Source organism: Sphaerotilus sp. (genome assembly GCF_031429695.1).
Taxonomy (GTDB): Bacteria; Pseudomonadota; Gammaproteobacteria; order Burkholderiales; family Burkholderiaceae_C; genus Sphaerotilus.
Map to the genome: position 1 here is coordinate 128,942 of NZ_JANPAB010000009.1, position 9,533 is coordinate 138,474.

Annotated in this window: 9 protein-coding genes and 1 pseudogene; 1 reads left to right on the forward strand and 9 read right to left on the reverse strand. The window is 67.1% G+C overall.

Translation table 11 applies throughout. The annotated features are described in order from the left end of the window. Positions 1-18: 18 nt before the first annotated feature. From RMP06_RS02035 to RMP06_RS02050, 4 genes are all read right to left on the reverse strand, one after another. Positions 19-513, reverse strand: a complete 495-nt coding sequence (locus RMP06_RS02035; RefSeq protein WP_310460110.1) for a GNAT family N-acetyltransferase — start codon at positions 511-513, stop codon at positions 19-21. Further along, a complete protein-coding gene (locus RMP06_RS02040) occupies positions 510-830 on the reverse strand; it encodes a type II toxin-antitoxin system TacA family antitoxin (RefSeq protein ID WP_310460111.1) in 321 nt (106 codons plus the stop codon). The genes RMP06_RS02035 and RMP06_RS02040 overlap by 4 nt, the downstream gene beginning before the upstream one ends. A gap of 93 nt (positions 831-923) precedes the next feature. After that, positions 924-2,063, reverse strand: coding sequence for an anhydro-N-acetylmuramic acid kinase (locus RMP06_RS02045; RefSeq protein WP_310460112.1), 1,140 nt, complete (start codon positions 2,061-2,063; stop codon positions 924-926). Beyond that, positions 2,060-3,451, reverse strand: a complete 1,392-nt coding sequence (locus RMP06_RS02050) for a M23 family metallopeptidase (protein ID WP_310460113.1) — start codon at positions 3,449-3,451, stop codon at positions 2,060-2,062. Before RMP06_RS02050 ends, RMP06_RS02045 begins: the two co-directional genes overlap by 4 nt. Positions 3,452-3,647: 196 nt before the next feature. Between RMP06_RS02050 and tyrS the strand changes: the two genes are divergently transcribed. Beyond that, a complete protein-coding gene (gene tyrS / locus RMP06_RS02055) occupies positions 3,648-4,874 on the forward strand; it encodes a tyrosine--tRNA ligase (protein WP_310460114.1) in 1,227 nt (408 codons plus the stop codon). On the opposite strand, the gene RMP06_RS02060 is transcribed toward tyrS, so the two are convergent. The 5 genes and pseudogenes from RMP06_RS02060 to RMP06_RS02080 form a co-directional block, all read right to left on the reverse strand. After that, positions 4,858-6,228, reverse strand: a complete 1,371-nt coding sequence (locus RMP06_RS02060; RefSeq protein WP_310460115.1) for a sensor histidine kinase — start codon at positions 6,226-6,228, stop codon at positions 4,858-4,860. The two genes, tyrS and RMP06_RS02060, sit on opposite strands and share 17 nt — an antisense overlap. Then, entirely contained in the window at positions 6,218-6,862 is a 645-nt protein-coding gene (locus tag RMP06_RS02065; protein ID WP_310460116.1) for a response regulator transcription factor, read from the reverse strand. Before RMP06_RS02065 ends, RMP06_RS02060 begins: the two co-directional genes overlap by 11 nt. 89 nt (positions 6,863-6,951) lie before the next feature. Then, positions 6,952-7,926 carry a tripartite tricarboxylate transporter substrate-binding protein gene (locus RMP06_RS02070; RefSeq protein ID WP_310460117.1) on the reverse strand — a complete coding sequence of 325 codons (975 nt, stop codon included), beginning with the start codon at positions 7,924-7,926 and terminating at the stop codon, positions 6,952-6,954. A 129-nt stretch (positions 7,927-8,055) separates the two neighbouring features. Next, complete coding sequence (locus RMP06_RS02075) at positions 8,056-9,318, reverse strand: phenylacetate--CoA ligase family protein (protein WP_310460118.1); 1,263 nt, start codon at positions 9,316-9,318, stop codon at positions 8,056-8,058. 44 nt (positions 9,319-9,362) lie between these two features. Then, positions 9,363-9,533, reverse strand: a pseudogene (locus tag RMP06_RS02080) (ABC transporter ATP-binding protein); the annotation flags it as partial.

Here is a 9,533-nt window from a genome sequence, read left to right on the forward strand (position 1 = left end):
TGGCGTGTTGAAGCGCGCTCACACGTACTGCCGCAAATCCTTCACCAGCACGAACAGATGCATCGCATCGGTCGGTGAATCCATGAAATCGAATCGCTGGTAGAACGACCGCGCTGCTTCATCCTTCGCGTGGACCGCCAGCGCACGAATACCGGCAATGTCGGCCGCCTGCACGGTGCGGCGCATCGCATCCTTGAGCAATCCGGCGCCGATGCCTTGGCCCTGCCAATCCCGGTGGACGCCCAATCGTGCCAGCAGCATCAGCGGCAGCGGGTGTCGTGCCAAGCCTTTGCTCAGCCGATCCGGGGCGTCTTCGTATCGCACTTCACTGACGACCAGCGTATGGAAGCCGATCACCCGATCATCCGCGAGGCCGACATAAGTCTGGGCGGCATTTGCCGCTTGGTTGGCTGCTGCGAAACGGCTCAGGTACCGGTTGAGCGCAGGTTCTCCACAGTCGAACGCTTCCACGGCATGTCGGCGCGACAGTTTCTCGATGCGCAGGTGCGTCACGCTGCGGAACCCGTGTCGTTGTCGGGGGCCTCGAAAACACTGGGCTGGCTGAACAAGTCCGCCACGGCCGGCAATGCACGCGGTGCAGCGTCCAGGGCGACCAGGAACTCCTCCCACTGTTGAGCGGAAAGTCCGAAGTGACGCCGCTGGGCCAGCATGTCATCGGCCCGCGCCAGCGCACTGTCCAGCACGAATTCGCTGACCGAACGGCGGTCCGCGGCGGCGGCGGCGGCGAGGGTCTGCTTGGCGGCGGGTGTCAGCCGGAGATCGAGTTTTTCGGTGCGGTTGGCGGGTGAACGTGCAGGGGTGGTTTGCATGGCAATGCTCCAAGTCGAGTGCCCACTATAGTCACGATGCCAGACATTGTCATGACATCAGTGTCGCGGTTTCGATTTGGTGGCTTTGCCTACTCAAGCCGGATAACACGCCCCCAGCACCCGCAACCCAGCCGCCCCCGTCACTGCCGGCTCGTTCGCCGCCCACCGATGCACATGCCGGTGCGCCAGCCACGCGAATGCCGCAGCTTCGACCTGCAGTGCCGGCAGGCCCTGGGTGTCCGTGGAATGGATCACCAGACCAGGCAGACGGGCCTTCAGACGCCCGATCAGCGCGTCGTTGAAGGCACCCCCGCCACAAACCAGCAGATCGGCGGCATCGGCCGCATGCCGCTGCACGTCGTCGGCGATCGTCGCCGCGGTGAACTCGCACAGCGTGGCCTGTACATCGGCGGGAATCGGCTTGGCCACGGCAGCGAGGGCATCCAGTCGCTCCTGCAGCCACGCGGGGTGGAACAGATCGCGCCCGGTGCTCTTGGGCGGCTGCAGAGCGAAATAGGGCTGGGCGAGCAGGTCGGCGAGCAGGACGGGCAACACCGTGCCGCTGGCGGCCCAGGCGCCGCGGTCGTCGTAGTCGTGGCCTTGGTGGTGGTGGATCCAGTGGTCCATCAGCGCATTGCCGGGGCCGCAATCGAAACCCCGTGCGGGCTCACTCGGTCGCAGGATGGTCAGGTTGCTGATGCCGCCGATGTTGACCACGGCGCGTGTGGCATCGGGGCGGCCGAAGACGTGCTGGTGGAAACACGGCACCAGCGGCGCACCCTGGCCGCCAGCCGCAACATCGCGGCTGCGCAGATCGGCGATGACATCGATGCCCGTCCGCTCGGCGAGCAGGGCGCCGTTGCCGAGTTGCAGCGTGTAGCCCACCCCGTCGTGCAGACCGGGCTGGTGGCGCACGGTCTGACCGTGGGCACCGATGGCGCGCACGGCGTGTGCGGGGGTGCCGGTGCGGGCGAGCAGGGTGTGGACGACCTCGGCGTAGCGTTCGGCGATGGCGTTGCCGGCCAGGGCTGCGCGGTGCAACTCGTCCGGGCCGCTCGCCTGCAGCGCCATCAGTGACTGGCGCAGGGCATCGGGGAAGGGTTGGTGGGCATGGGCCAGCACGCCGAGCCAGCGCCCATCGGCACCGAGCCGGCACAGCACGCCATCGACACCGTCCAGCGACGTGCCCGACATCAGGCCGATGAAGAGCGCGTCGTGGTGCGGCTCGCTCATTCCACGCGGGCCAGCTTTCCGACCGGGCGGATGGAGTCGAGCAACTGCGCGTGCAATTGCCGGGACTGCTGGTCAAAGCGGGCGCGGGCGGCACCGGACAGCTCGGACGCTTCGGAGGCGCGGGCGATCTGCGTCGGATCGACTTGTGCGCCCTTGACCTTGAACTCGAAGTGCAGATGCGGGCCAGTGGCCCAGCCGGTGGCACCGACGGCGCCAATGAGGGCACCTTGCGCGACCGTGGTGCCCTTGTTCACGTCGATGCGACTCAGGTGGGCATACACGGTTTCACGGCCGCCGCTGTGGGTGACGACAACGACGTTGCCATAGCCATTCTGGACACCCGAGAAGCTCACCACTCCATTGCCGACGGTGTGTACCGGCGTGCCCATGGGGGCGCCAAGGTCGACGCCAAGGTGGGCGCGCCATGTCTGCAGGATCGGGTGGAAGCGCATCGCGAACCCGGAGGTCACGCGCGAGAAAGCCAGCGGCGACGCCATGAAAGCCTTCTGCTTGCCCTGGCCCTTGAGGCTGTAGTACTCGCCCTTCTTGCCGGGTTCCTGGAACCAGACGGCTTCGTGGGTTTCCTTGCCATGGATGAAACGCCCGGCCAGCACGCGCCCGGCCGCTCCAGTCCAGGTGACCGGCTCGCCGTCCGCGGTCATGGTCTCGTAGACCACTGCGAAGCTGTCACCCGGCCGGATGTCCTTGCGGAAATCGACATCGTTCTCGAACATGCCCGCCATCTGGCCCGTGATGTTGTCGGGCATGCGGGCTTCGTCGGTCGCGGCGAACAGCGTGGACGTGACCGTGGCCGCGCCGCCGCGGGTCTCGATCTTCATCGGCACCTGCTCGCTGAGCGCGGTCAGGCCCTGCTCGGTGCGGCGCACGGTGATGCGGGTGAAGTGGGAGCCGACGCGGGCCGCATCGCTGGCCGGGCTGCGCACGATCAGCTCCTGCAACTCGCCGCCGCCGGGGGTCGACTCGGTGACCGCCCGCAGCATCTTGCCCGGCCTGCCCGAAAGGATGGTGCGGGCCACGGAGTCCTTGCGCAAGAATGCGGAGGCTTCCGGATCGGAAACACCCAGACGGCGCAGCAGCGAGTCGGCGGTGTCGGTGGAGCGGGTCAGGTCGCTGCGGTGCAGCAGCATCTCGTAGTCGGCCAGCGCCTCGGCTTGTTCGGCCAGACCTTCCGGGGACACGGATTCGGTGACCAGCTGGATGTTCCTGGGTGTCGAGTCGACCATGCTCAGTGGTGCGACACCGAAGGCCGTGACACCACTGAGGGTCAGCACGGCGGTGACGATGGCACTGAACGTCTTCGGATGCCGACGAACGGTGAGGTCTGCGTGCGCCAGATGCAGGCGCGCTTTTTCGCCCAGATTGTTCACGAGTCTGTTCTTTGTTCGTGACGGGCGCGGGACACGCCTGTCCGGTGGATCTCTCGGCACCGTCCTCCCCCTGGGTGTGCCGGGTCTGTTCTACTCTGGAACAAACACCGAACACTCTAGAATCCGGGCCAACTCGAATTCGGCGCAGTATACCGAGGTGTGCCAAAGTTACGAACTAATAACCCCCCGTTTCGTCATGCTCCCTGATTTAATCGAAATCGAAGAATCCGTGCGTTCCGCACTGGATGTCACGCTGCGGGGTTGCGAAGAGCTGCTGCCGCGTGCGGAATGGGTGGCCAAGCTGACCCGCTCGCACCGCACCGGTGTGCCGCTGCGCATCAAGCTGGGGCTGGACCCGACCGCGCCGGACATCCACCTCGGCCACACGGTGGTGCTCAACAAGTTGCGCCAGCTGCAGGATCTCGGCCACACGGTGATCTTCCTGATCGGAGATTTCACCTCGATGATCGGTGACCCTTCTGGCAGAAACACGACCCGCCCGCCGTTGACGGCCGAGCAGATCCAGGCTAATGCGGAGACCTACTACCGCCAGGCCAGCCTCGTCCTGGACCCGGCCCGTACCGAGATTCGTTACAACTCTGAATGGTCTGACCCGCTGGGTGCGCGGGGCATGATCGCGCTGGCCTCGCGCTACACCGTGGCCCGGATGATGGAGCGCGACGATTTCACCAACCGTTTCAAGGCCGGCACGCCGATCTCGGTCCACGAGTTTCTCTACCCCCTGATGCAGGGGTATGACTCTGTGGCGCTGAAGTCGGATCTGGAACTCGGTGGCACGGACCAGAAGTTCAACCTGTTGATGGGGCGCCACCTGCAGCAGGAATATGGACAGGAGCCGCAGTGCATCCTGACCATGCCGCTGCTGGTCGGGCTGGACGGCGTCGAGAAGATGTCCAAGTCCAAAGGCAACTACATCGGCATCAGCGAGCCGGCGAACGCGATGTACGCCAAGCTGCTCTCGATCAGCGACACGCTGATGTGGACCTACTTCACGCTGCTGAGCTTCCGCAGCGAGGCCGACATCGCGGCACTGAAGGCCGAGGTCGATGCCGGGCGCAACCCGAAAGATGCCAAGGTACAACTCGCCAAGGAGATCACCACGCGCTTCCATGGCGCCGCGGCGGCCGATGCCGCGGAACAGGACTTCCAGAACCGCGCCCGCGGTGGTGTGCCGGATGTCCTGCCCGAGGTGTCACTGACGGGTGCGCCGCTGGGCATCGCTGCGCTGCTGCGGCAGGCCGGGCTGGTGGCCTCGGGTGGCGAGGGCCAGCGCCTGGTCGAGCAGGGCGGCGTGCGCATCGACGGCAGCACCATCAGCGACAAGGCGCTGCGTCTGGACGTCGGCACCTATGTGGTGCAGGTCGGCAAGCGCAAGTTCGCCCGCGTCACGCTCGTGGCTTGAACCACAGGCAAGCCCGCCAGCCGCGCCCGTCCGACACGGGTGAAGTCAGCAGCAGCTCCGCCCCCGATTGACGCGCGATGGTCTGCACCAGCGAGAGCCCCAGCCCACTGCCGCGGGCCAGGGTGCTGCCGCGCTCGAAGGGGCGGGTCAGCGCGGCCAGGTCTGTGCCCGGCGCACCGGGGCCATCGTCGGTGACGGTGATCTCGTCGGGCAGCACCCGCACGACCACGCTGGCCTCGGGGCCCGCGTGTTTCAGCGCGTTGTCGATCAGGTTGCGCACAGCGATGCCGAGCGCGTCGATGTCGCCCATCACCGGTGCAGGCGAGGTGTCGGTGATCAGGCGCAGCTGGTGGGTCTGGTCGCGTGATTGAGGGAATTCGTCGACCACCATCTGGGCAAGCTGCCGCAGATCGATGGACTGGCGTTGCAGTGCGACGCCGGAATCCACCCGGGCGATCTGCAGCAGTCGGGTGGCGAGGTGGGTCAGGCGGTCGAGCTGACGCACCAGCGTCTGCGAGCGTTCACGTGTGCGCTCATCGTCGGTTTCCTGCGCGAGCCGCTGGGCCTGGGCGCGGGCGGCGGCCAGTGGCGTGCGCAGCTCATGCGCCATCTTGGCGGAAAAGCTTCGCTCGGCCGCCAGCAGCGCCTGCACGCGCGCCATGAGGCCGTTGACGGTCTCCATCAGCGGGTGCAGCTCGGTGGGGGTGTCTTGCAGCGAGATGGGCTGCAGGTCGTGGGCGGAGCGCCGGGCGAGTTCTTCCTGCACGGGCTGCAACTGCCGGAACGTCTTGCGCACGACCTGGTGCAGCACCATCGCGGCCAGCGGCAGCAGCAGCAACAGTGGAATGAGCAGGGTGACGGAGGCCTTTTCCAGCGTGGACGTGCGGTGCCAGACCGCCTCGGCGAACTGCGCTCGGCGGCCCTGGTGCGTCACGGTGGCCACGCGCCAGTCGCCGTGCAGGCTCATGCCCTCGCGCGCACCGGGGGCGAGCGGCGTGGCGGGTGCATGGGCCGAGCGCAGCAGGATGCGGTTGTCCAGGTCGAGCACCTGGTAGACGACGATCGGCTCGGAACTGTCCCGCCGCAGGCCGATGCTGTCGATGCGGGCGCGGTCCGCGTCGAGCGGGTCTGCAGCGGTGTGCAGTGGCAGCAGGGTGAGCAGGCGCTCGGCGTTCTCGGCCAGCGCCAGGTCGAGCACCTCGTTGGTCTCCTTGCGGACCTCGTAGATCGCCGCCGCTGCTGCCACCAGCCACAGCATGCCCAGCACCAGCAGCAGCCGCACATGCAGCCGGGACTCCAGGCTGTGCCTTGGCCTTGGAATCACGCCGGTCGGTGAGGTGGTGTCAGGATTCAAGGCGGTAGCCCAGCCCGCGGTGGGTGGTGATCAGCCCAGCGCCAAGCTTCTTGCGCAGGCGGCTGATGATGACCTCCAGCGTGTTGCTTTCGCCAGCGAGCAGGCCTTCGGACACCAGGGTCGACTCGATGTCCGTGCGGCTGTAGATGCGGCCGATGTGACCGGACAGCACCCGCAGCACCGTCCACTCCATCGCGGTCAGGTCCACCCCGGCGCCGTGCCGCCAGGCGCGCAAGTGAGCCAGATCGAACTCGCAGTCCTGCACCTTGATGTGCGGGCTGGGTGTCGAGCGGCGCTGGATGGCAGACATGCGGGCCAGCATCTCGTCGAGATCGAAGGGCTTGACGAGGTAGTCGTCTGCCCCGGCTTCGAGCCCCTGGATGCGGTCGCTGATCTGGTCACGGGCGGTCATGACCAGCACGGGCAGGCGCAATCCGGCCGCACGCCACTGGCGCAACAGCGTCAGTGCATCGCCGTCCGGCAGTTGCAGGTCGAGCATCGCGAAATCCGCGGGTCCGGGGTCGCGGGCCTGGGAGATCAGCTTGCACCAGTACACCTGGTGGCCGGCGGCCTCCAGGTGGTCGGTGACCGCCTGTCCCAGGTCGATGTCGTCTTCGAGCAGTAGCACTTGCATGGTTGGGATGATGGCGGATGTCGGGCCGCCATGCAAAAAAGGCCGCCCGAATGGGCGGCCCGTGACCAGTGGCAGGTCGGAGATCCGCTTCAGTCGGCGTACTGGCCGGCGGCCTTGATGACCGGGCCCCACTTGGCGAGTTCGGCCTCGACGAACTTCTTGTGCTCGGCCGGGTTGACGCGGGCATCGCTGATGATGTCGGCGCCGAGGGCTTCTTCGTGCTTGACGAACTCGGTGTCCTTCAGCGCGACCTTCAATGCGGCATTGACCTTGTCGAGCACCGCCTTGGGGGTGTTCTTCGGCGCGTAGAGGCCGTGCCAGATCGTGACGTTGAAGCCCTTCAGACCCGCCTCGTTGAGCGTGGGCAGGGACTTCAGCCCATCGGTGGTCAGGCGCTTGTTGGTCGTGACCGCGTAGGCCTTGACCTTGCCGGAGGTGATCTGGCCGGTGGTGTTGGTGGACTGGTCGCACATCAGGTCCACCTGCCCGCCGATCAGGTCGGTCATGGCCGGGCCGGTGCCCTTGTACGGCACGGTGGTCATGTCGATCTTGATGCTCTGCTGGAACAGCAGGCCGCACAGGTGCGAGGCCGATCCCAGACCGGCGTTGGCCAGGTTGATCTTGCCCTTGTTGGCGTCGAGCCACTTGGTCAGTTCGGCGTAGTTGTTCGCCGGCAGGCTCGGGCGGCCGATCAGCGTCATCGGCACTTCATTGATCATGCCGAGGTATTCGAAGTCGGTCAGCGCGTCGTACTGCATCTTGCGGTAGAGCGCCGGCGCGGTGGCCATGGCCACGTGGGCCAGCAGCAGGGTGTAGCCGTCCGGGCTGGCCTTGGCGACCTTGGTGTGGCCGAGCGTGCCGCCAGCGCCGGCGACGTTCTCGATGATCACCTGTCCACCCAGGGGTTTGCGCAGGGCTTCGGCCAGATCGCGCGCCACCTTGTCCGTCGGACCTCCAGCCGCGAACGGGACGATGATCGTGACGGGCTTGTCGCCCGGATAGGTCTGTGCCGAGGCGCCCAGGGACAGGGCAGCCAGTGTGGCGGCGGTGATCAGATGCTTCATGGGGTCTCCAGTGGCGCGCAATGCCGAGTGTTTCGTTCAATGAGTGCGCCGGATCCTAGCGGCAGTCCGCATGGGGCGCATCTCGGAAACTACGTAACGCGCAGAGGTTCGTGCAGGCTGACCGCTGGATCAGGCGTAGCTGCGCCGGTCTTCGATCACCTTGCCGTCGTTGGGCAGGCTGCCGGCCGACACGGCCACGATGTCCGCGCGCAGCTTGGTGATGTCGCGCACCGAGTCGGCGACACGGCTGGCCAGTCCCTCTGGCACGGTGCCGAGTTCGACGTGCAGGCTCATCCGGTCGTTGGCCATCTCGCCCTCCACCACCAGCCGGGCGCGGGCGATCTCCGGATGGCGGCGCACGACCTCGGCCACCTGCGACGGGTGAACGAACATGCCGCGTACCTTGGTCGTCTGGTCGGCCCGGCCCATCCAGCCCTTGATGCGCCGCGCGGTGCGGCCGGTGGGGCAGTCGCCGAGCAGAACGGCCGACAGGTCGCCGGTCCCGAAGCGGATCAGCGGGTAGTCGGGGTTGAGCGTGGTGACCACCAGCTCGCCGACTTCACCATCGGGAACCGGGTCGCCCGTGCCGGGGCGGACGATCTCGACGATCACGCCCTCGTCGATCACCAGCCCCTGGCGGGCCGGTGTCTCGTAGGCGATCAGGCCGAGGTCGGCGGTGGCGTAGCACTGGTAGCCGGCGATGCCGCGCTCGCCCAGCCAGTCGCGCAAGCTCGGCGGGAAGGCTTCCCCGCTGACCAGCGCCTTGGTGATCGAGGTGATGTCGGCGCCGGTCTCGGACGCCTTCTCGACCAGTATCTTGAGGAAACTGGGCGTGCCGATGTAGCCCTGCGGCCGGAGTTCGGACACGGCCTGCAACTGCAGCTCGGTGTTGCCCACGCCCCCCGCGAAGACGCTGCAGCCCAGCGCGTGGGCGCCGGTCTCCATCATCGAGCCAGCGGGCGTCAGGTGGTAGCTGAAGCTGTTGTGGATCAGGTCGCCGGCGCGGAAGCCGGCGGCGTGGATCGCGCGCGCCATGCGCCAGTAGTCGTCGCTGACGCCTTCGGGCTCGTAGATCGGGCCAGGCGACTGGAACACGCGGCGTGCACCCGTGGCCGCAGGCTGTCCGGTCCAGCCGATGGCCGAGAAGCCGCCGAAGGCCTCGCGGGCCCGCAGCGCTTTCTGGCGTTCAAGCAGTTCGCTCTTGCGGGTCACTGGTAGCCGGGCGAGCGCCTCGCGGCTGGTGACCCGGGCGGCATCGACCCCCGCAAGGATCTCGGCGAATGCCGGGGTGCGGCCGGCCGCATGCGCGACCTGGCCCGGCAGGGCCGCGAGTTGCACAGCCTCGCGCAGGGCATGGGCGCGGGTTTCCAGGGCGTCGTAGAACTCGCTCACGGCGCGAACCTTTCTAGAGGGGAAGGACGGGGTGTACCGACAGCTCAGGCCAGCCAGCGCTTGCGGCGCTTGTAGCTCTTGTTGTCCTTGAAACTCTTGCGGTCGCCGCCGCCCATGCCGAGGTAGAACTCTTTCACGTCCTCGTTCTCGCGCAGATCCTGGGCGGCGCCGTCCATGACGATGCGGCCGTTCTCCAGGATGTAGCCGTAGTCGGC